Source organism: Microbacterium sp. A84, from assembly GCF_051842815.1.
GTDB lineage: Bacteria > Actinomycetota > Actinomycetes > Actinomycetales > Microbacteriaceae > Microbacterium.
The window spans coordinates 572084-593782 of the sequence record NZ_JBPXMS010000001.1; the positions used below are offsets into that span (position 1 = coordinate 572084).

At 63.8% G+C, this 21699-nt stretch carries 21 protein-coding genes; 8 read left to right on the forward strand and 13 right to left on the reverse strand.

Features of this window, described 5'->3' with window-relative positions; all coding sequences use genetic code 11:
- Window positions 1-71 precede the first annotated feature (71 nt).
- Complete coding sequence (smc, locus tag ACSU04_RS02920; RefSeq protein ID WP_439288383.1) at window positions 72-3635, reverse strand: chromosome segregation protein SMC; 3564 nt, start codon at window positions 3633-3635, stop codon at window positions 72-74.
- Window positions 3636-4136: 501 nt separating this feature from the next.
- On the opposite strand from smc, the gene ACSU04_RS02925 reads away from it, so the two are divergent.
- The 5 genes from ACSU04_RS02925 (at window position 4137) to ACSU04_RS02945 (ending at window position 8702) form a co-directional block, all read left to right on the forward strand.
- Entirely contained in the window at window positions 4137-4421 is a 285-nt protein-coding gene (locus tag ACSU04_RS02925) for a hypothetical protein (RefSeq protein ID WP_439288384.1), read from the forward strand.
- A gap of 15 nt (window positions 4422-4436) precedes the next feature.
- Window positions 4437-5531 (forward strand): GNAT family N-acetyltransferase, encoded by a 1095-nt coding sequence (locus ACSU04_RS02930; protein WP_439288385.1) that lies wholly within the window; start codon window positions 4437-4439, stop codon window positions 5529-5531.
- A complete protein-coding gene (locus ACSU04_RS02935) occupies window positions 5528-6604 on the forward strand; it encodes a GNAT family N-acetyltransferase (RefSeq protein WP_439278323.1) in 1077 nt (358 codons plus the stop codon). The genes ACSU04_RS02930 and ACSU04_RS02935 overlap by 4 nt, the downstream gene beginning before the upstream one ends.
- An 86-nt stretch (window positions 6605-6690) precedes the next feature.
- A complete protein-coding gene (locus tag ACSU04_RS02940) occupies window positions 6691-7386 on the forward strand; it encodes an ABC transporter ATP-binding protein (protein ID WP_439278324.1) in 696 nt (231 codons plus the stop codon).
- Window positions 7383-8702, forward strand: coding sequence for a permease (locus ACSU04_RS02945; RefSeq protein ID WP_439288386.1), 1320 nt, complete (start codon window positions 7383-7385; stop codon window positions 8700-8702). The genes ACSU04_RS02940 and ACSU04_RS02945 overlap by 4 nt, the downstream gene beginning before the upstream one ends.
- A gap of 20 nt (window positions 8703-8722) precedes the next feature.
- Here the strand turns inward: ACSU04_RS02945 and ACSU04_RS02950 are convergent, their stop codons facing one another.
- On the reverse strand, window positions 8723-9856 hold the full coding sequence (locus tag ACSU04_RS02950; RefSeq protein ID WP_439278326.1) for a hypothetical protein: 1134 nt from the start codon (window positions 9854-9856) through the stop codon (window positions 8723-8725).
- A gap of 127 nt (window positions 9857-9983) precedes the next feature.
- Window positions 9984-10811, reverse strand: a complete 828-nt coding sequence (locus ACSU04_RS02955) for a hypothetical protein (protein WP_439288387.1) — start codon at window positions 10809-10811, stop codon at window positions 9984-9986.
- A gap of 146 nt (window positions 10812-10957) precedes the next feature.
- Between ACSU04_RS02955 and ACSU04_RS02960 the strand changes: the two genes are divergently transcribed.
- Window positions 10958-11521: a DUF6434 domain-containing protein gene (locus ACSU04_RS02960; protein ID WP_439288388.1), complete on the forward strand. Its 564-nt coding sequence runs from the start codon at window positions 10958-10960 to the stop codon at window positions 11519-11521.
- A 51-nt stretch (window positions 11522-11572) separates the two neighbouring features.
- On the opposite strand, the gene mutM is transcribed toward ACSU04_RS02960, so the two are convergent.
- The 6 genes from mutM to ACSU04_RS02990 form a co-directional block, all read right to left on the reverse strand.
- Window positions 11573-12436, reverse strand: a complete 864-nt coding sequence (mutM, locus tag ACSU04_RS02965; RefSeq protein WP_439288389.1) for a bifunctional DNA-formamidopyrimidine glycosylase/DNA-(apurinic or apyrimidinic site) lyase — start codon at window positions 12434-12436, stop codon at window positions 11573-11575.
- A complete protein-coding gene (gene rnc, locus ACSU04_RS02970; protein WP_439278330.1) occupies window positions 12429-13121 on the reverse strand; it encodes a ribonuclease III in 693 nt (230 codons plus the stop codon). The genes mutM and rnc overlap by 8 nt, the downstream gene beginning before the upstream one ends.
- 17 nt (window positions 13122-13138) lie before the next feature.
- The gene (gene rpmF / locus ACSU04_RS02975; protein WP_439278331.1) at window positions 13139-13348 is read right to left on the reverse strand and encodes a 50S ribosomal protein L32; all 210 of its coding nucleotides are present in this window, start codon (window positions 13346-13348) and stop codon (window positions 13139-13141) included.
- Window positions 13349-13350: 2 nt separating this feature from the next.
- On the reverse strand, window positions 13351-13848 hold the full coding sequence (locus tag ACSU04_RS02980) for a YceD family protein (protein WP_439278332.1): 498 nt from the start codon (window positions 13846-13848) through the stop codon (window positions 13351-13353).
- Window positions 13849-13983: 135 nt separating this feature from the next.
- Window positions 13984-14484 (reverse strand): pantetheine-phosphate adenylyltransferase, encoded by a 501-nt coding sequence (coaD, locus tag ACSU04_RS02985; RefSeq protein WP_439278333.1) that lies wholly within the window; start codon window positions 14482-14484, stop codon window positions 13984-13986.
- Window positions 14485-14511: 27 nt separating this feature from the next.
- Window positions 14512-16692, reverse strand: a complete 2181-nt coding sequence (locus ACSU04_RS02990; RefSeq protein ID WP_439288390.1) for an ATP-dependent DNA helicase RecG — start codon at window positions 16690-16692, stop codon at window positions 14512-14514.
- A gap of 44 nt (window positions 16693-16736) precedes the next feature.
- On the opposite strand from ACSU04_RS02990, the gene rsmD reads away from it, so the two are divergent.
- Window positions 16737-17315, forward strand: coding sequence for a 16S rRNA (guanine(966)-N(2))-methyltransferase RsmD (rsmD, locus tag ACSU04_RS02995; RefSeq protein WP_439288391.1), 579 nt, complete (start codon window positions 16737-16739; stop codon window positions 17313-17315).
- Here the strand turns inward: rsmD and thiL are convergent.
- The gene (gene thiL, locus ACSU04_RS03000) at window positions 17285-18280 is read right to left on the reverse strand and encodes a thiamine-phosphate kinase (RefSeq protein ID WP_439288392.1); all 996 of its coding nucleotides are present in this window, start codon (window positions 18278-18280) and stop codon (window positions 17285-17287) included. The two genes, rsmD and thiL, sit on opposite strands and share 31 nt — an antisense overlap.
- A gap of 23 nt (window positions 18281-18303) precedes the next feature.
- Here thiL and ACSU04_RS03005 point away from each other — a divergent pair, with 23 nt between their 5' ends.
- Window positions 18304-18816, forward strand: coding sequence for a DUF3515 family protein (locus ACSU04_RS03005; protein WP_439278337.1), 513 nt, complete (start codon window positions 18304-18306; stop codon window positions 18814-18816).
- An 8-nt stretch (window positions 18817-18824) separates the two neighbouring features.
- Here ACSU04_RS03005 and ACSU04_RS03010 read toward each other — a convergent pair whose 3' ends face one another.
- From ACSU04_RS03010 to ACSU04_RS03020, 3 genes are read right to left on the reverse strand one after another with little or no spacing between them, the layout of a single operon-like run.
- A complete protein-coding gene (locus ACSU04_RS03010; protein WP_439288393.1) occupies window positions 18825-19913 on the reverse strand; it encodes a D-alanine--D-alanine ligase family protein in 1089 nt (362 codons plus the stop codon).
- Complete coding sequence (locus ACSU04_RS03015; RefSeq protein ID WP_439278339.1) at window positions 19819-20952, reverse strand: NAD(P)H-dependent glycerol-3-phosphate dehydrogenase; 1134 nt, start codon at window positions 20950-20952, stop codon at window positions 19819-19821. The genes ACSU04_RS03010 and ACSU04_RS03015 overlap by 95 nt, the downstream gene beginning before the upstream one ends.
- Window positions 20942-21697 (reverse strand): lysophospholipid acyltransferase family protein, encoded by a 756-nt coding sequence (locus ACSU04_RS03020; RefSeq protein ID WP_439278340.1) that lies wholly within the window; start codon window positions 21695-21697, stop codon window positions 20942-20944. The genes ACSU04_RS03015 and ACSU04_RS03020 overlap by 11 nt, the downstream gene beginning before the upstream one ends.
- Window positions 21698-21699 lie beyond the last annotated feature (2 nt).

A 21699-nucleotide genomic window follows, 5' to 3' on the forward strand; every position in this document is an offset into this window, starting at 1 on the left:
ACGCCGCTTCACGACGACGACACGCCGTACGGCGGCCCGATGATCCGAAGTTGTGCACAGCCCAATCCGGCTCAGCCGGCGGCAGCAGCCCTGTCCCCGACGCGCTGACCGACCACCGCAGAGACACCGTCCTGGCGCATTGAGACGCCGTAGAGCGCGTCGGCGATCTCCATCGTGCGCTTCTGGTGAGTGATCACCAGCAGTTGTGAGCTCTCACGCAGTTGTTCGAAGACCGTCAGCAGGCGCCCGAGGTTCGCGTCATCGAGTGCGGCCTCAACTTCGTCCAGGATGTAGAACGGGCTGGGGCGCGCCTTGAAGATCGCGACCAGCAGCGCGACGGCCGCCAGCGACCGCTCACCACCCGACAGCAAGGACAGCCGCTCGATTTTCTTGCCGACTGGCCGTACCGACACCTCGATGCCCGTCGTGAGCATGTTGTCCGGATCGGTCAGCGAAATGCTGCCGGCCCCACCGGGGAACAAGAGCGGGAACACTTCAAGGAACGCCTGCCTGGTGTCTTCGAACGCGCTCGCGAAGATCGTCTGCATACGCTCGTCAAGCTCGCCGATGATCGTGAGCAGATCCTGACGCGTCTGAGTGAGATCGGCGAGCTGTTCAGTGAGGAACGCATGACGCTGCTCGAGGGCTGCGAATTCCTCCAGAGCCAGCGGGTTCACGCGCCCGAGCTGGTTGAGCTTGCGCTCTGCCTCAGCCAATCGGCGCTGCTGCATGCGCCGGTCATACGGGATCGCGGTCGAATCGACGCCATCGATGTCGTCCGGCTCCGACTCCGACTCGCCCGCTGCCAGCGGGTCGCGCGGCACCGCCTGATCCGGACCATATTCCGCAACGAGAATATCTTCATCGAGAGCTAGCTCGGATGCGACGCGCTCCAGCAGGCTCGTCAGATGCAGCTTCTTCTCGTGGATCTGCAGTTCAAGGCCGTGCACACTTTCAGTGAGGCCAGCCAGCCTCTCGCGAAGCGACGTCTCCTGGACGCGAAAGGCCGTGAGTTCCTCGTTCTGCGCCGAGCGTGCGTTCTCGGCCTCGTTCAGGGCCACGCGCGCTTCCGTCACCGATCGGTCGATCGAGTCAAGGATGCGGGGCAACTCCCCCGCGACGCCGGCAGCCGCTTCGCGCTGTGCGCGACGGATCACGGCACGACGCGCGGCCTCAGTCGCGGCATCGCGTTCCTGTTCACGCTGACGCTCCAGACTCGCGACTCGCGACTGGGCTGCCCGCACCCGCTCGCGCAGTGTCTCGATCTCCAGACGCGCACGTACTTCTGTCTCGCGCGCCGCGTCGAGCGCCTCAAGCAAGCCATCACGTGCCGACGCATCGAGAACCGGTCGCGGCGTTGCTTCTGCGTCTTCGAGTGCGGTCCTCGCCGCGGTCGCAGAGGCCTGTGCATCCGCCACTGTTGCCTGCGCCTGGACAAGTCCTGCCTCGAGTCGCTCGCACTCGGCGGCAGCCGACTCGTGCCGAACGGTGACCCGGTTGGCTTGTTCCGCGTATGTCGCCAGCGCGGCGTCGTGCTCGCGCAGTGCGCTCAGCGCGTCCTTGGCCCGGCGTCTGGTCTGCTCAAGGCGCTCCGAGGCGTGCTCGCGCTCCTCGCGCAGCGTATCGACAATCACCCTCACCTCGGCGAGACGATCCTGCGCAGCATCGCGTTCCGCCGCGAGTTCCAGGCGAGAGCGTTCGCCACCAGATCCGGTGCGCAACGTCTGCGCGGTAACAACGTCACCGCCTGTCGTCACGATCGTCACCGCTGTATCACCGAGCGCATCGAGTGTGGCACGGGCACCGCGCGCAGCGGGAAGATCATCAGCGATTAGCACGTGCGAGAGCACCCCGAGTACACCGTCCGGCGCGGTGACGACCGAGGACGCCACTGTGACACCCGCGATCTCGGGCAGCGCCGTGAGGTCGCGCAGGGCATCGGCCATCACGAAATCGACGACTCCACGCTTCTGCGCTGTCGAATCAGCGGCAAGGGCGAAGGCCGCGTCGGCATCGTCGACCAGCACACCTTCGGCGAGAGAACCGAGAACTGCGGCGATGGCAGCCTCGAAACCTGCCTTGACTTGCACCGCGTCACCGACAAGTCCACGTACCCCGGGCGCGCCTGACTTCACAACTTCCGCTGCGCCACCAGATAACGAGAGCGCACTGCTCAGCGCGGATGCTTTCGCCGTCAGTGATTCGGCTTCACGTTCAACCGTGTGCAGGCGCTCGCGCAGGCTCTCCCGCTCGGCATCCGCTGCCGTGGCCTCTCGTTGCGCGGTCTCGTAGGCCGCCGCGTGCTCGGCTGCGCTGCCTTCCGGCGCCTCCGCTTCGTCGAGCAACTCCAACGCCTCAGCGGCCTCGCGGCGCCGCTCGTTCGCCGCCTCGAGAGCGTTCTCCTGCCGCAGCACTGCGCCGCGCACCGCGGCGAGAGCGGATGCCGCGGCCTCTGCCGTCCCCCGTAGCGCCGTCAGCCGCATGTCGTGCTCTGAGACCAGCGCACTCTGCTCAGCGATATCGACGTCCAAAGTGTCGAGCTCTGCCCGCGCGTTCACCACCTCACGGCTGGCGGAAACCGCGTTATCCTGCGCATCTCCGAGCCCGGCAGAGATCTCGGTGATGTTGTCCTTGGCCTCATCGATCGTCGACTGTGTGACCGTCACCGACGTCACAGCGGCGTCGTATTGTTCAGAACCCAGCAACGCGAGCCGCTGGTTCGCGAGCGTGTACAGCGAACGCATCCGTTCCTGAACCTGTTCAAGACCGAAGGTGACCCGCCGCGCCTCATCGACTGCGGCAGAGTTCTGATCGGCTTCGAGCTTCGCGATGCCGGCGCGCACCGTGTCGGCCTGGTCGGTCAGCACGAGACGCTCGGTGTGCCGCTCCCGCTCGGTGCGAGTGTGGTCGGCCAAAGCCGTGCGCAGCGCGACGACATCGTCGGCGAAGATCCGGGCCTTCGCGTCCCGGAGAACCGCCGCGATGGTCTGCGCTTCGCGAGCGATCTCGGCCTGACGGCCCAGCGGCTTGAGCTGGCGGCGAATCTCACCGGCGAGATCGCTGAGACGCGTGAGGTTGGCCTCCATCGCGTCGAGCTTGCGAAGAGTCTTCTCCTTGCGGCGACGGTGTTTGAGGATGCCGGCAGCTTCCTCGATGAATCCTCGACGGTCCTCCGGCGATGCCTGCAGCACCGTGTCGAGGCGCCCCTGGCCCACGATCACGTGCATCTCGCGGCCCAGGCCGGAGTCGCTCAGCAGCTCTTGCACATCAAGGAGCCGGCAGCTGGACCCGTTGATCGCATACTCGCTGGATCCATTGCGGAACAGCGTGCGACTGATCGTCACCTCGGCAAATTCAATCGGTAGGGCACCGTCGCTGTTGTCGATGCTCAGCTGCACTTCAGCACGCCCGAGCGGACCGCGAGTCGACGTACCGGCAAAAATGACGTCTTCCATCTTCCCGCCACGAAGCGTTTTCGCTCCCTGCTCGCCCATGACCCAGGCGAGAGCGTCGACGACGTTCGATTTTCCCGAGCCGTTCGGCCCAACGATGCAGGTCACGCCAGGTTCGAAGACAAAGCTTGTGGGCTGGGCGAACGATTTGAAGCCCTTAAGCGTCAGGCTTTTCAGATGCATGCGGGCACCGTTCGTCCAGGGAGAATCACGCCGCCACGCTACCGGAAATCCGCACAGTTTCCGGCATCCCGCGCGGTACAGAACGTGATCCGGCATGCGCGCGACACGCCGAGAAAACACCAGGATGCTTGACGTCACACCTATTGGGGCACTAACTTTGCAAATCGGATCGCTCACGAAAGGAGGACGCTCATGATTATTTCAAATAACTTTGCTCACACCGCAGGCACTGCCACGGCTCGTGTAGATCAGGCGTCCTCGTACTTCGGCATCCGTCACAGCACGCTGTCATAGAACCACCTGAGATTTCTGGCTCCTTGCGGGCCATCTCTTCCGGTTCTTCCTGCTGTCCGCATCGGTCGATGTTTTGACTCCGACCCTCTGCACTTCTCTGGGCAACGTCTCCATTCTCTGAGACCTCTCGCCCGCGCATCCGGTGACGCCGGACTCTCAGCGCAACGCCCCCCCTTCACAAAAGATCGACAAGAAACGAGCACTCTCGTGCAAACGAACACGCTGCTTCGCAGCACCACCCACCCACCGTGTCCCGAGGAACAGGAAGTTCTCGAGATCACCGTCCCCACCGACCGGGCCGCGCTGCCACTCGCAGATCGGCTCTCGCTCCGTATCGGCGTATGGCTGCTACTGCGGGCCCAGCGTCCGCGCCGGTCACCTGCGCGGACCATGTCTAGTGAAGAAGTGATGCGGCTGTTTGAAACCAGACACGCCACCGAGCGCGAGTCTCTGGCGCTGCTCGCCTATCACGCGCAGCGCCAGCTGTTCTGACCTGGAGTTACTGCGATGAACAGCATCCGCTTGACCGACAACGCGACGCTGCATCCGCTTGTGCTTCCTGCACAGGCGGATGCGGCGCCGTCCGCGCTTGTTCGCGAGTACGCGAATATACGAAACACCTCGATCAGCGACCTCACGGGGCGCGACGAAGAAGACATGACAGCCGAATCGTTGTTGCCGCTGCTGTATGACAGCCCGGAGTTCACCAGACGACAGTGGTACGTGTCCGTAGACGATCAGCTGGTCGGCGTGGGCACGCTGAACATCCTGGCTGATGACGGTGGGCGCACCGGGTTCACGATCATCAGCCTGATCCGCGCGCACTGGGGAGCCGGCATCGGCTCCGCAGCACTCCCCCACATCGAAGCAGCCGCACGCGAAGCAGGCGTCCAGCGTCTGCTGGTGTGGGTCGAGCATCCCGCCACGCCTTCGGAAACTCCGCTGCCGTCACCTACCGGTTTCGGGGAGATCCCGAACGGTCATGGCGCACGCTTCCTACTGCGGCACGGCTTCACACTGGAACAGGTCGAACGAGTGAGCACCTTCACGTGGACGGATGCGAGCCAGCAACGCGCACGCGATCTGCTCGCCGACGCGGAGAGCCATGCATCCGGGTATCGCGTCGTGCAGTGGACGCTCCCCACACCGGCCGAGTACATCGCCGGCTACGCCTGGATGAAAGAGCACATGTCGACAGACGTGCCCGATGCCGACCTCGACATGCCCGCGGAGAAGTGGGATGCCGAGCGGATCGCACGCCACGACGAGCGTCACCTGCAGGCTGGCAACACTGTGCTGGTCACCGCTGCGCAGCACATCGATTCCGGCGAGCTGTGCGCATACAACGAGCTGTCGATCGGACCCGATTCCTCCTCGGCAACGCATCAGGAGGACACTCTCGTGCTCGCATCACACCGCGGTCACCGCCTCGGGATGCTGGTCAAGACAGCCGGTCTCCTGACGTGGCGGGAACAACACCCTGCATCCGACCGGGTGATCACTTACAACGCCGAGGAGAACCGGCCGATGCTCTCCATCAACGAGGCGATTGGCTTCGCAGCCATCGCCTATGAAGGCGCATGGAAGAAGGTACTGACATGAAAGCACTCACGATCACCGAGCTGGTGATCCCCACGGGCGTGGATGCGCCGGACGCGGCAGAGTTTCACGCGATGGTTGATCTCGGCAACCGGATGGCTGAGATTGACGCCGGCATCAATGATCTCAGGGACACCGCAGAACAACTGCTGCCGTCGTGGCTGGATCAGACTGACCGTACGCGTCGCGGTTTCATCGCACGCCGCGAACGTGAGGTCGTCGGCGCGGCCGAGCTCACCACATCCAACGCCGCGGGTACAAACTCTGCGGAGATCGGATTTATGGTGCTTCCGGCAGAGATGGGTAGCGGTGTCGGTCAGGCCCTGCTCGACCGTCTTGTTCAGGAGGCGCATGCGCTCGGGCGCAGCGTGCTGCAGACCTGGTCGCTGCATCCGGTCGCGCTCGGCGAGAGCACCCTCACTCCGGCGACCGGGTGGGGCACGGTGACCACCACCCCGCTCAGCGACGTGCTGCACGCAAACGGCTTCGCTCTGGAGCAGGTCGAACGTAACAGTGTGCTGTCGCTCGAAGACCCGCTCGACGACGTCGAGAAGCGCCTTCAGAAGGCATCCGCGTTCGCCGGCCCCGGGTACCGCGTCGAAACCTGGACGCTGCCGACGCCTGCTCATCTGCGCATCGGATACGGCAGCATGATCGCACGAATGGCAACGGACGTGCCCAGCGGAGAGCTCGTCATGGAAGAGGAAGCATGGGATGAGGACAAGGTCATCCGTCGCGATGGACTGTTCGCCGCGGGCGGGCAGACGGTATCTGTTGCCGCAGTGATTCATGATGCATCCGGAGACATGGTCGCATTCAACGAGCTCCTCATCGGAGCGGATCCGACGGGAGTCACTCATCAGTTCGGCACCCTCGTGGTCGAGGCGCATCGTGGACACCGTCTGGGCACGATAGTGAAGTGCGCGAACCTGCTGCGATGGCAGGGCATTGCTCCCAAATCTCCGAAGGTGTCGACGTTCAACGCCGAGGAAAACCGGCCGATGCTCGACATCAACGAGGCCATCGGTTTTGTACCCGCTTCCTACGCGGCGGGCTGGCAAAAGAAGCTCGATTGAAGGATCATCCTCGGGGATGACCCCGTGTCACGGATCTGCACCTCGAGAGGGACGACCCGTGACACGGAACCGGCGAGGCTGGAATCATGAACGACACCGCCATCCACGCCCATGCCCTGCACAAGACCTTCGGGACGACTCATGCACTCGCTGGCGTCTCTCTGGCCGTGCAGCGTGGGGAGTCCGTCGCGATCATGGGCGCGTCCGGATCAGGCAAGACGACGCTTCTTCATGCCCTCGCAGGAATCACCTCCCCCGACACCGGAAGCGTGGTGTTCTCGCCCGTGAACGGCGCCGCGGTCGAGATCACGACGAAGAACGAGCGGGAGCGCTCGCGACTGCGCAGGGAATCGTTCGGCTTCGTGTTTCAGCAGGGGTTGCTCATTCCTGAGCTCACCGCGATCGAGAACATCGCGCTTGCGCTGATGATCAACGGGTCACCGCGTAGAACTGCGCTGGAGCATGCCTCGGGGTGGATGGCATCCCTCGGTCTGGCGGGACTCGAGGAGCGCCGCATCGGTGAACTATCCGGCGGTCAGGCGCAGCGCGTTGCGATCGCCCGCGCACAGGTGACCGGCGCCGAGCTCGTCTTCGCCGACGAACCGACCGGCGCGCTGGATTCGCAGACCTCCGGCGAGGTGATGGATGCACTCCTCTGGTCGACCACTGGCCAGGGGCGCACTCTCGTGCTGGTGACGCACGACGGGGATGTCGCCGCGCGCTGTTCGCGAACCGTGCACGTCCGCGATGGGCTGATCGTCACCGCAGGAGTATCCGCATGAACGCGCACGTGTTCGCATTGTTGCTACGACCTGCGCCGGGTCAGGGTGGTGTCCTGGCGTTGCCCGCCATCGCCTTCGCATTAGTGACGGCGCTGGTGCTGACAGTGGTCGGCGGTGCTCAGGCGTTTTGGACGTGGACCGATCCAGATGCCGGGATCTACCAGGCTCTCGCCGCCATCGCTCTAGTCCTTCTCGTCGTGCCGCTCACCAATCTTGGTGGCGCCGCCGCTCGCTTGTCTGCCAGACGTCGTGATGAGCGCCTGTCGACGCTGCGTCTGCTCGGGGTGTCGCCCGCCGGCGTCGTCGGGGCGACCGTGCTTGAGTCGACCCTGGTCGCGGGAGCCGGGGCCATCGCAGGGGTGCTCGGGTATCTCGCGTGTGCACCGTTGGTCGGGATGATTCCATTCCGCGGTGAAGCCCTCGGCCTCGACGCGATCTTGCTCGCACCGCTGAGCGTCGTCGCCGTCGTGTCCAGTGCTCTCCTGCTCGCCGCGGTCAGCGCTGCGGTGGGTTTGCGCCAGGTCGTCATCTCTCCGCTCGGAGTGCGCACGCGCTCTGAGGTGCCACGGGTGCACTGGATTCGTGCGGTGCTCGCGGTGGCTGTGCTCGTTGCCGCGTTCGGGATCATGCAGGTATTCCCTGGGATGGCCGGACTCGTCGTCACGATCGTCGTGATCGCAGGCATGTTCGCTGCAGCGCTCGCAGTGCTGAACCTGATCGGACCGTGGGCGCTGAAGGTGCATGCGAAGGGTGGGCTCAAGCGTGCCGAGAGGCCAGCCCGTTTGCTCGCCGCGCGCTTCGTGCTCGATTCACCGAAGGCCGCCTGGCGGCAGGTCAGTGGTATCGCGATGGCAAGCTTCATGGCAGTGTTCGCGGGAACCGGTGTGGCGTTGATCGATACGATGAGCGGGTCTGAAGCGGCAGAAAATGCGATGCTGGCCACAGACATCCGCACCGGGCTGATCATCACATTGATCGCGTCCTTCCTTATGGTCGCCGTCTCAGTCGGAGTGAATCAAGCATCCGGCATTCTCGACCAACGGGAGTTGCATCGCAGTCTGCACTTCCTCGGCGTGCCGATGGCGACGGTCGAAGCCGCACGCGTTCGTGCGGTCATGGCACCGCTTCTGGTGACCGCGATCGGGTCGGCGCTGTGCGCAGCCGCGCTGGTCTTTCCCCTGCTCGGAATCGCAATGATCATTGCGCCGCTGTCGCTGGTGACGATCGCTGCCGTAGTCGGACTCGGAATCGCGCTGGTCTGGGCAGGAGTACGCATGACCCGTCCACTACTAGGGCGAGCGTTTCTGCCAGCCTGACCGCTTCTGAATCAGATGTTCTAACGGCCGTCGACGATGGACATGAAGCCAGCGAAGGCGAAGATGCCGGGCACCGCATAAAGGAACACGAGCGTCGCGAACCAGCCGATGGCGCCGAGAACCGACCAGGCTCCCGTGCGGCGGTCGCGCATATCGAGTCGGTGTCCGGTGGGGTCGATCCGAGGCACGGGTTCGACCCATGTGGCTCCGGGTGTTTTGGTCGATGCGCGGATCGAAGCAATCGCCGCTGAGCGTTGCTGCTGTGGCACTCGCTCATCGCGGTAGCGGCTCGCGTTCGCGATCACCGGTATCGCCGCTTGCAACAGCGATTCCACAGTTCGCCATGACTCGGCGGCAGTGAAGTCTGCAGGCGAAGGTGCGAAGAAGACGAGATGGTCATCGACGATTTCGATGTTGAACTGGTGAGCATTGTCGATCAACTCGGCCATCACGTCCGGTGTGACCACAAAGAGGGCGTCCCGCTCGTAGGTGGCCGGAGTGTAGAGGTGGAACCAACGATCGAAGTCGCCTTCCAGCGACAGCCGCTGGTCTCGCTTGAGGGCAACCGGAAGTTCGTCGAAAAGACCACCTGTCGCCGTCGTCGCAAAGAGCAGATGCGGGAGCAGAACCGGCAATTGCACTGCGAGATAGTGCCATGATCCCGAGCGACGGCTTCGGTACTTCAGGTTTCCGAACTCGACGCCAGGCGCGGCAAATCGAGGATAGAAGGAGGGCTGGCCCACACCCGCGGTGATCATCGACACAAACGCTGTTCTCTGTGTCGGCTCGACCTCGAACCCGTTCGCAAGAGCGGTGAGCGTCTGCCGCCACTCGCTCATCCGTGATCGGCGTGAGGGCGGCAACGCCGCCCATCGATACAGCCAGAAAGCCCCATACAGCCAGGCGACGAACACCGCGGTGCAAATCGCCATGTCTCGGATATCGACGGCGTCGATGCGATTCTGCTGAAGCGTATCGATACGAATTCCGAGTGTCATCAACACGATGCACAGGTACCACAACATGAGGCAGTGATTCACATGCACGAGCACCTGGCGCTTGGTCGGCACCCAACTCGGCCGTGCCGTGCGGCGCACCCGCGCCATTGCCTCGGCGACTTCGTGCTCAGCAGCACCCAACCATCGCAAATCCACGATCGCTCCTCAGCATCCGGTATATGTGAGCAAAATTCGGTTTTGAGAGCATGCCGTGTCCAAGGCTGAAACGGTGTCTAGCCGTGAACCCTAATCTGTGGCGATGACCCGGCCAAGTTCTCCGAGATCAGCGACGGTGGCTCAGAGGCAGGTCCTCCGTGAGGAGCTCAGCAATCTCGGCGATAGAACGCCCGACGGCGATCCGAAAGTAGGAGACGGCATCGGCGCCAGAGAGCTGGGCAATCAAGTTTCCGTTGGTCGTCCAACGCTGCACACCCGGAGGCCAGCTTGTCATCGGCTTTAACCGTGGTGCCGGGAGCGGCTGAAAGTGAGGCAGGCGAGGGATGTCACGGGAGATCCTCATCTCCGCGCCGACCGCGGCCACCAACCAACATTCTGCGAACGTCGACGGTCGAATTGAGGCGGCCGGCCCACCCTCTCCGCTGTGGATCTGAATCATGGTGTCAGAGCCGCTCGCTGTCCACTGTGTGCCGAACAGGTTAAACCGGATTGTGCGGTCGTTGTGCAGGTCGATCTGGGCGCCAAATGACTGCAGCGCTGAGGTGCATTCTGCTGTCAGCAGTCGATCGGGAAGCTCGTTTTCGCGTCGACGCTGTTCCTGCTCCCACGCAACCCGCGCAAGCGGTTGGTACTCACGTTCGAGGGACTTCAGATTCGGGACGGCGCCTTCAATAAGACGGCGATGCAGCCAGGCGGGGTCGATCTGGAGAAAGTAGCGAAAATGTACGCTGTGTGGCCCACCCTTGGATGTCACCCGGCTGTCGGGGACGAGCAGCTGTACGCCGTGATCCACTGACCAGACGGCAGCAACGCGACCATCCGCGACAGCGACCCAAGACCAGCCATGCTGCCGAATGCCAGGCGAGGCTCGACCTAAGAGAGCGCTCAGCCGCGTGCCGGACGCAACCGTGACCTGGTGAGCATGGGATTGCATGTCGTCACCCATCGCAACGCTGTCTCGGTCGACATCGATAGTAATCGGTCTAAACACATGCATCAATTTAGCAACCTCTGGTTCTCCCGCTCACCTGTCATGGCACGAGCCTCGTCCGCGGCATTCCCTTCCGTAGAGTACATACAGTGACTTCCACGAATCCGCAGCGCCCTGACCTGACTGGCGACCTGACCGGAAATGAACTATTGCGCTGGTACTGGCTCAAGGATGAGTTGGCCGACTTCGCGCGCTCACTCGGTATCCGAGCCACCGGCAGCAAGGAAGTGTTGACGCAGCGTCTAGCCGCGGCTCTCAACGGTGTGTCTTTTACAGAGCCGGTGACGCAGCGCTCAGGAAACAAGGCGCAACTCTCCGGCCCACTCTCTGCCTCGACCGTGATCCCAAGAGGCCAGCCGTGCAGTCAGACCGTGCGTGCGTGGTTCATCGAACAGGTGGGCGAGTCTTTCGGCTTTGACGGCGAGTTGCGCGCATTCTTCGCGGACGCTGACGGCACCCAGACTCTCCAAGACGCCCTTGAACATTACTATGCAAGTCGTGATCAGGGCCAGAAGGCCATCGGCTCACAGTTCGAGTACAACCGTTTCACACGGGCCTGGTATCAGGCACACCCGGAAGGTTCGCGCGAGGATCTTATAGAGGCATGGCGTGACTACCGTCGTCGTCCCGTAGACGAGCGGGGCCGAATCTAGCTCTAGCCAGAACTAGGTGGGGCGCTGGAGATAACGGATTGATCCTTCAAATCACCGTAACCGCTGGCAGACAAGGCAAAAATGCGACGAGCGTCCCATGAACGGAGCCCGTTTGATCGGCGACCCGCAGCGTCGGCACGGCGTCCCTTGCTGTCCGTAAACGTTCAGTGAATGTGCGAAGTACCCCGCCTGCCCGTTCACGTTCACATACTGCGCGTCGAAACTCGTGCCGCCTTCAGCGAGAGCCTTCTCCAGCACGAGGCGCACTTCGCCGAGCAGCCGACGCACAGCCTGCGCTGACAGCGCACTGCCCTGTATCTCCGGGTGGATGCGCGCAGCCCACAGCGACTCATCGGCATAGATGTTGCCGATTCCGCTGACGACGGTCTGATCGAGAAGAATACGTTTGATCGCACTGGAACGTCGGCGCACTCCGGCGACGAACGCCGCATCATCGAACCCGGTATCCAAGGGATCACGGGCAATGTGCTGCACCTGTGTGGGAATCAGATCAGGACCGTCAGACACGAGCGCGTCAACGGCGAGAGAGCCGAACGTGCGCTGATCAGAGAACACGATCGCGAGCTCACCGTGCTGCGGATGCTCGATGCCGAGGCGGATGCGCTCATGCCGCTCGGCCGGTGCATTGGGCGCGCGCAGGAGCATCTGACCGCTCATACCCAGATGGGCGACCATCGCATCGACACCGCCTCCCAGCGGAAGCCAGAGAAACTTTCCTCGCCGAGACGCGCCGACGACGGAAGCACCCTCGAGGCGCCCGACGAAATCAGCGGCACCGGCGGGATGCCGCGTGAGTGCACGCTCATCGATAACCGAGACACTCGTGATCGTCGCGCCGATGACAGCAGGTGCGAGGCCAGCGCGCACGACCTCGACCTCGGGAAGCTCAGGCACTCTCGCCGAGTGTGCGCCATGCGCTGAGCGCCGCGGCCATCTCAGCGGTCTTCTTGCTGGTGCCGGCACCGGTCATGCTCACATCGCCGACCATCACCGTCGCACTGAAGCGACGGTCGTGATCTGGGCCGCTGGATGACACCGAGTACTGCGGGGGTGTGGAGCCAAGACGAGCTGCCAGTTCCTGCAGGCTGGTTTTGGGATCCATGGCCGCACCGTATCGCTCGGGATCGTCGAGCAGTGGTTCGGTCAGGCGGAGTACGAGTTCGGTGGCAGCCTCGGGTCCCGCCGACAGGTATGTGGCACCAAAAACGGCCTCCATGGTGTCGGCGAGAATCGAATCCTTGTCCCGCCCGCCGGTCTGTTCCTCACCACGCCCGAGCAGAAGGTGCTCTCCCAGCCCGATGGTCCTCGCGACCTCTGCGAGGGCGACCGTGGAGACCACGCTGGCACGCCTCTTGGCGAGCTGCCCCTCATCGATGTCGGGGTGGGTCGTGAACAGCATCACTGTCACGGCCTGCCCCAGCACCGAGTCGCCGAGAAACTCCAGGCGCTCGTTGTGCGGGCTACCGCCGTGCTCGTATGCGTATGAGCGGTGGGTCAGCGCCAACGCAAGCAGCTCAGGGTCGATATCGACCCTGAGCTTACTTGCGAGAGATGCAGCCCCGCCGGGGACTTCTGTCACGATCGTGAGACCGTGGTTCAGACGTCGGCGACCTTGCGGCCCTTGTACTCCATGAACAGCTCGGTGCCCTGCGAGTCGGTGACGACCTTCGCCTGGTGCGGGCGGCTGTAAACGGTCTTGCCGTTCTCAATGGTCTTGACGAGCGCAACGGGCGCCGCCTTCCACTGCGCGCGACGCGAGCGGGTGTTGGAACGGGAAACCTTGCGCTTCGGGGGGTTACCAGCCATGGCTAACTCTCTTCTGTATTCTCAGGAACACGGCTCTCTGCCGCACTCCCCTGGTCTGTGATCTGTTGGAGCGCACTCCATCGCGGATCGATGGGAGCGTCTGACTCCACTCCGGTGCTTTCGGTCAGCTTCACACCCGATGTCGGGTCAAGCCCGGGGCAATCCGGCTGACACACCGGCTGAAATGGAAGCGACAGTACAACCGCTTCCCTAACTAGAGTTTCAAGATCCACGTGGTCGTCTTGAACCTCAAAGTCAGTTTCTTCCTCACCAGGATACGCGAAAAGCTCCTGGAACTCGACTTCGACAGGCTCGGCGATGTCAATCAGGCATCTTCCGCACACGCCTTTGTACTCTGCGTCCGCGGTTCCGGAGACGAGGATGCCCTCGTGGACCGACTCGAGTCGCACTTCGACGTCGATCTCAGCACTGGCTTCGACCGAGACGATGCCCTCACCCCACTGCTCTTTCAAAGCTACGGAGAACTGATGCTCGCGCATCTCTCCCGGGCGTCGGACGATGTCACGTACCGGCACCACAAATGGGCCGTTTAGTCGGGTCTTCACCACTTCATGCTACCGGCGGATGCTGAGTGCGGGTCAAATTTGCTCAGCCAGCGCACAGCCAGGCTTCGCTCAGAGCCCCCGCGCTCCAGTATCGAGGAACGCGGCAACGGCGCGCGGCACGAACGGTGTCACGTCACCTCCGAGGGCGGCGACCTGGCGCACGAGCGAACTCGACACCATCGCGTGCGAGGGGTCCGGCAGAAGGAAGACCGTCTCGATATCCGCAAGGTGTCGGTTCACAATCGCCATCGGCGATTCGTACGCGACATCAATCTGAGAACGGATGCCCTTGATCAGAACGCCGGCGTCGACATCGCGGGCGTAGTCCACCAGCAGGCCCATGCTCCACGAGCCAACGACGATGTTTGCCCCGCCCATACCGTCCTCGGCGATGGACTGCTCCAGTAGCGACAGCCGCTGAGCGATCGGGAGCATCGCTTGTTTGCCGGGGTTGTGCACCACCAGCACGTGCAGTTCATCGTAAAGCTTCGCAGCTCGACGAATCACGTCGAGGTGACCAAGGGTGGGTGGGTCAAAAGAACCCGGGACAACGGCGATCCGGCTGCTCATGGCTTCAGCCTATTGCACGTCGGGACGCTAGTTTTTCGCGAGCGCGGCCCGATCGTCTTCGCTTACGCGACGTTCGATGACCTCCCGCAGCCCCTCGTGCGAGGTGAGCTGCGGATCGGTGACCAGGATGTCCTCCGCAAGCTCGCGAGCCCTGGCGATGAGCTTGGAGTCTTTCACGACACGCAGGAGCTTCAACGACGAGCGCACACCAGACTGTGTCGAGCCCAGCACGTCACCCTCGCCGCGCAGTTCTAGATCGACTTCGGCCAGAGCGAACCCGTCCAGAGTCGAGGCAACCGCTTCCACACGCTCACGCGCCAATGATCCTTCTTCTGCCTCGGTCACGAGGAGGCAGAGGCCCGGAACCTCGCCGCGTCCGACTCGGCCGCGCAACTGATGCAGCTGGGAGACGCCGAACCGGTCGGCATCGAGCACGATCATGGTCGAGGCGTTCGGCACATCGACGCCGACCTCGATCACGGTCGTGGCGATCAGCACATCGATTTCCCCGCGTGCGAAGGCCTGCATCACCGAATCCTTCTGGTCTGCCGGCATCTTGCCGTGCAGCACTGCGCGTCGGAGCGCGCCGACCGTCGGATGCGTAGCCAGAACAGCGTCGAGCTGCACGACACCCCAATGAGGTCCGGTAGCGCCTTCTTCTGAAGGCATCAGAGCAGTCGCGTCTTCTTCCCCAGAGCTCTTCTTGGTCGTATCGATCGCGGCACACACGGCAAATACCTGCCTGCCCAGCGCGACCTCTTCCGCAGCGCGGTCCCAGACCCGCCGGAACCAGTCCGGACGCTCCGCGAGTGGCGCGACGAACGTCTCGATACCCGCGCGTCCTGCCGGCATCGTGCGGATCACCGAGGTGTCTAGATCGCCAAACACCGTCATCGCCACGGTGCGCGGGATCGGCGTGGCCGTAAGCACAAGCGCGTGTGGGCTTGACCCCCTTGCCCTGAGTGCTTCGCGCTGTTCGACACCGAAGCGATGCTGCTCATCGACGACGACGAGTCCGAGATCGGCGAACGTCGTCTTCTCCCCCAGCAGCGCGTGCGTGCCGACGACGATCAACGACTGGCCGGAGGCGACTCGCAGGGCCGCCTTGCGTCGCTCAGGTGCCGACATCTGCCCCGTGAGCAGCGTCGGCATCACCAACGGTGCCAGATCAGGGCCCAGCATCCGCGTAATGGAGCGCAGATGCTGCGAGGCGAGCACCTCGGTCGGCGCAATCAACGCGGCCTGTCCTCCGGATTCTGCGACCTGCAGCATCGCACGGAGCGCGACAAGGGTCTTTCCCGAGCCGACCTCGCCCTGTACGAGGCGGTTCATCGGCCACGCACCGGTGAGATCGGCGGCGATCTGATCACCGACTGTCTGCTGGTCCGGGGTGAGCGTGTACGGCATCGCGGCGTCGAAGCGCTCCAGCAGGCCACCAGCGCTCGCGGGCCGCTCTGTGGCGCTCAGGGCGCGTACTGCGGCACGCTGCTGCAGCAGGGCTGTCTGCAGCACCAGCGCCTCGTGCATCCGAAGAGTGCGCACCGCAGGATCAACCTCGTTGAGCGTCTGCGGTCGATGAAGCTGGATGAGTCCGGTGCGAGCACCCAAAAGCCCCTCCCGCACCCGGATCTCCTCCGGCAGCGGGTCTGGCACTTCGCCCAACTGCGACAGCACCTTCTCCGCGAGTTCGCGAAACTGCTGGCTGGATACGGCAGAGGTGGCCGGATAGATCGGGATCGGTCGGTGTGCACGATCGTCGGCACGGGCCTGTGCGCTCTCTTCATCATCGAAGAGCTCGACCTGTGGATGGGCGAACTGTGTCGTGTCGTTGTACATCCCGACTTTGCCGGAGAAGACACCTCGACGACCAGGACGCATCTCGTTCGCCCGCCACTGGGCCTGGGCGAGGTTCTTCGCAAAAAACGTCAACGAGACACGCCCGTGCTCGTCACCGATGATCACGTCGGTCATGGCACCCGTTCGGTTGCGCATGGTGCGCGCCGAAGACGAAAGCACCTCGGCGACGATGGTCACGGTCTCTCCGACCGGAAGATCGCGGATGGGGGTCAACTCTGCGGGATCCGCGTAACGCCGTGGATAGTGGGCGAGCATCTCCCCGACGGTCGTCATGCCGAACGCACGCTCAACCTTCTTCGCCGCTGCCGGGCCGATGGCATCGGGCAAGCTCGTGTCGAGGGAGAAGACCATGCCTGAAGTCTAGAGAATGTCGCAGACAGTCCTAGGCTGAACGGATGACGAGAATCATTGCCGGAGAGGCACGAGGGCTCCGCCTTGAGGTACCGGCAAGCGGCACCCGCCCCACCAGCGATCGGGTACGTGAATCGCTCTTCGGCGCGTTGGAGTCTGCGGATGCCATCGTCGATGCTCGGGTTCTCGACCTGTACGCCGGATCCGGCGCGCTGGGACTCGAAGCCCTCAGCCGTGGCGCGTCCAGTGTGGATCTCGTGGAGCGTTCACGCCCCGCGGCTGCGATCGTGCGTCGCAATGCGGCCACCGTCGCAAAGGCCCTCAACGTCGCCTCCGCCGGCGTGCATGAGAGCGCCGTGCTCACGTTCCTGAAGCGCGACACCGGAACCTACGATCTGGTCTTCACTGATCCACCCTACGATCTGGACGATGCGGCGATGACGGCCGATCTGGTCGCGCTCGCGCCCTTGCTTTCCGAGGACGCCGTCGTCGTGATCGAGCGCGCGAGCCGCTCGACTCCGCCAGATGTCGCGGCCGCCGGACTCGAAGTCTTCCGTGAGAAGACGTACGGCGACACGGCAGTGTGGTGGGCTCAGCCCGTCGTCGAGTCCCAGTCGCGGTAGGGATCCCAGCCAGCAGCGTCCACCGGCTCACCGTCGCACAGCACGCTTTCAGCGCCCTGCTCCAGTACTTCACCGATGATGCGGAAGCCGGGCGGCAGCACGCTGGGCGGGAACGTCGCCAGCAACGCGTGATCTTCACCGCCTGCCAGAGCACGCTCGGAATTCGCACCGAGCGCAGCGCGGGCCAGATCGAGCGTGACCCCGGATGCCGCGGCGAGTCGTCCGGCATCGAGAGCCAGCCCATCGGACACGTCCATCATGGCCGTGGCACCCGCCACTGCCGCCATCACCCCGAGTCCGATCGGCGGCGCGGGCCGCAACTGCGCGTCCAGCGCAGCGCGCTCCCCCGACTCCAGCGCGGACGAGTCGATCGGGACGGGTGTGTCGCCGTCGCGGAAGCGACCGAACAGGACGGCGAGCCCGTGAGCGGCATGGCCAAGTTCGCCAGCGATCGCGACGACATCTCCCAGCCTCGCCCCTGATCGAGTGACAGCATCCCGCCCCTCCAGGTCACCCAGCGCGGTGACAGCGACCGTGAGCACGTCGGAGACCGTCAGGTCACCACCGACCACTGCGCAGCCGGGAGCGAGAGCCTCACACGCGGCGCGCAGGCCGTCGGTCATCTGCTCGACGAACGAGAGCCGGAGATCACGAGGTACGGCAAGTGCCACCAGCAACGCCGTCGGACGCGCGCCCATCGCTGCCACGTCTGCGAGGTTCACCGCAGCGGACTTCCAGCCCAGGTCGTATCCACTCGACCAGGCCAAGCGGAAGTCCGGCCCGTGCACGAGAGTGTCGGTGGTCGCAACAACGGAGCCGGACGGTGTGGCAATTACCGCTGCATCGTCACCGGGTCCGATGATCGTGTGGGTAGCCGGCGCGGTGCGGGCGAGGATGGCACGCAGAATCGTGCCTTCGGAGACGTCACCCAGGCGCGGGTCGTCGTCAGCTGAACGGGAAGGCATGCTGTCAAAGGTAGCCTGGAATCATGTCTCGTCGCGTTGCCACAGTCGCCGCTATTCTGCTCGGCACGGCTCTGCTCAGCGGATGCTCGACCACCGTGCATCTTGAGCCGGCCGCCGATGCAAACAACCCGCTGTGCGCCGAGGTGTCGGTGGGGCTGAACAACGCAGGCAGCGTGGCTGACATGGACCGACGATGGACCGATGCCCAGGCCACCGCTGCCTGGGGTGTGCCGGGTGAGGACTCCGCGATTCTGCTGCGCTGCGGGGTCACGGTGCCCGCTCCCACAAGCGAACTGCAGTGCGTGACCCTGGAGGGCGTCGACTGGCTCGTCGATGCATCCGAGACGCCGTTCCTGCGTCTGACGACCTACGGACGCGACCCGGCCGTGCAGTTAGGCATCGACACCGGCGTGGTCAGCTCGAATGATGTGATCAGCTCTCGCGCTCTCGTCGGCGCGATCACCGCGATCCCCGCCGACGGTAAGTGCACAGCTCCTGATGAGCTCGACGAGGATGCGCAAATTCTTCTGGAGTGAGCGTTCGCTCAGCGGCCGAGCCCAATCTCGACCAGCTCGGTGATCAGGTCGCTGTAACTCATCCCCGACGCGATCCAGCACTTCGGGAACATCGAAATCGGTGTGAAGCCCGGCATCGTATTGAGTTCGTTGACGATGAGATCGCCGCCAGGGGTGACGAAGAAGTCAACACGTGCGAGCCCCTTGGCGTCGACGGCTTCGAACGCACGAAGCGCCGTCTCACGCAGCCGCGCGATGAGTTCGTCGTCCACCTCTGCCGGGCAGACGATCTCGACACCATCGCCGCCGAGGTACTTGCCCTCGAAGTCATAGAAGCTGCGTGAGGTGAGCACGACCTCGCCCGGCAGCGAGGCACGCGCCGGTGCCCCATCACGCCCGGCAAGCACACCGACCTCGATCTCGCGGCCGTCAATCTTCGACTCGACGAGGACCTTCACATCCTCTGCGAAGGCGATACGCATCGCTTCTTCCAGGCCTTCGCCGTCGACGACGCGTGACACACCGACGCTCGATCCAGCACTGGCAGGCTTGACGAATACCACCGAACCCAGCGATGCGATCTGAGCACGAACACCGGCGGGATCTGACTCCCACTGACCGCGGCGGATCGTGACACCTGGCGCGACGGCGATACCGGCAGCAGACAGTGCCAGCTTCGTGAAGTGTTTGTCGAGACAGATAGCCGAATCGAGAATGCCGCATCCGGCATAGGGAATCTCGAGGACATCGAAGAAACCCTGGATCGCGCCGTCCTCACCGTGCAGCCCGTGCAGCAGCGGCAGCACGGTGTCGATCTCACCGTATTCGGCCACTGATCCATCGGATTGAGTCACCCGTAACGTGCGATCGCCGTCAGGCTGTGGCCAGAGTACGCGCGTGCCGTTGTCGACGACCTCGGGCAGTCTCGCGGCATCCAGTGCGAACTTCGCCGGGTTGTCTTCTTCCAAGACGAAGGCACCCGTACGGGTGATCCCCACGGGGATCACCTCATAGCGATCGCGATCAATTGCCCGCAGCACTCCGCCCGCCGTTGCGGAACTGATGGAATGTTCGCTGGAACGCCCTCCGAAGAGCACCACCACCGTCTGCTTGTCCATGATTGGTTCTCTCCTCCTGAGGAGTGTCGTCTGCTGTCGTCAGGTGTGGTGCGATGTCGCGCGGGTTCATCTTCCCGTCGAGCACCATCTTCACCTGCTCAACGATGGGCATATACACATCGGATTCGTGCGCGAGTTTGAGAATCGGAGCGACGGATGCCAGACCCTCAGCGGTCTGGTTCATCTGCTTCACGACGTCCTGGTAGCTGTATCCCTGACCGAGAAGGCGTCCCGCCGTGTTGTTTCGGCTGAGTGGAGACTGGCAGGTGGCGATCAAGTCACCGAGACCGGCAAGTCCCTGCAACGTCTCGCGCTGCGCCCCGTTGGCAACGGCGAAGTCGGTCATCTCGACCAGACCCCTCGTGATGATCGACGCCTTGGTGTTCTCGCCGTAGCCGACACCATCGACGATGCCGATGGCCACGGCGATGAGGTTCTTGAGAACTCCGCCGAACTCGGTGCCGATCACATCGGTGTTCACAAAAGTGCGGAAGTAGGAGTTGCGGGCGGCTCGCGCGACGATCTCCGCGGTCTCCTGGCTGAGCGACGCGATCACTGCGGCAGTCGGCTGCTCCCGTGCGATCTCCAGCGCCAGGTTCGGGCCCGATGCCACAGCGATGCGCATCGGGTCGCAGGCGATCTCCTGCTCGATGACCTGGCTCATCCGCAAACCAGTGGAGCGCTCCACGCCCTTCATCAGGCTGATGAGTGGCGCCTCGCTGTCAGCGAGCAGCGGGCGCAGCGCTTTGAGGTTCTCCCGCAGCGACTGGCTGGGCACCGACAGGTAAATCTGTTCGGCGCCTTCGACAGCGGTCGAGAGTTCGTGTGTGGCGGTGATCGATCGCGGGAGGTTGATGCCTGGCAGATACTTGGAGTTGCGTTTACCTTCCGCGATCTCCAGCGCCTGCTCTGGGCGACGCGCCCACATGGTCACCTGTGCCCCGCCGTCAGCGAGGATCTTGCCGAAGGTGGTTCCCCAACTGCCCGCACCGATGACGGTGACACGGGGTCCGCCCGACACGGGAATCTTACGAGTCAAGGCGTCCGGTCTCCTTCTGTCCGTGATCGTTGGGGTTCCAGCGCGTCGCGGGAGCCTTCTCGCCACGCAGGCCCTCGAGCAATTCGGTGATCGCGCTCATTGTCCGATGCGTTGCCTCGGTCAGCGCCGCAGATTCACCGGCACGTGCCCTCAAATCATCCAGATTGACGGGGTCACCGATGACAATCTGCACGCGCTTGCGCGGCGGCCACAGGCTCAGACCCTTCTGGTATCGACCCATGATCTTTTGCGTCCCCCACTGCGCCATCGGGATCAGCGGAATGTCACCAGAGAAGGCCAGGCGCACGGCACCGGACTTCCCACGCATCGGCCACAATTCCGGATCCCTGGTCAGTGTTCCTTCGGGGTAGACGATAACGCCGCGGTTGTTCTCCACGAGCGCTCGCGACTGCGCAATGGTCTGCTTAGCGGCGGCCGCTGACGTCGCACGCGCCACCGGCACCATCCCGGTCTTCTTCAAGAGCCAACCGAGGACCGGAATACGAAACAGACTCTCCTTGGCCATGAACCGCGGGGCGCGCCCGAGTCGCCATACGGCCACCGCGACGATCAGAGGATCGAGCTCCGAGTAGTGGTTCGGCGCCAGAACAAAGGCGCCGTTCGCCGGAAGTTTCTCTTTGCCCTGAATTTCGATCTTTGCGAGGAAGCCGACCACTGGCACCACGAGCACCGCGAGCGGCCAGAACAGTGTCGGGCGGGTCTTCTCAGATGAGCGGGAGCCCATCT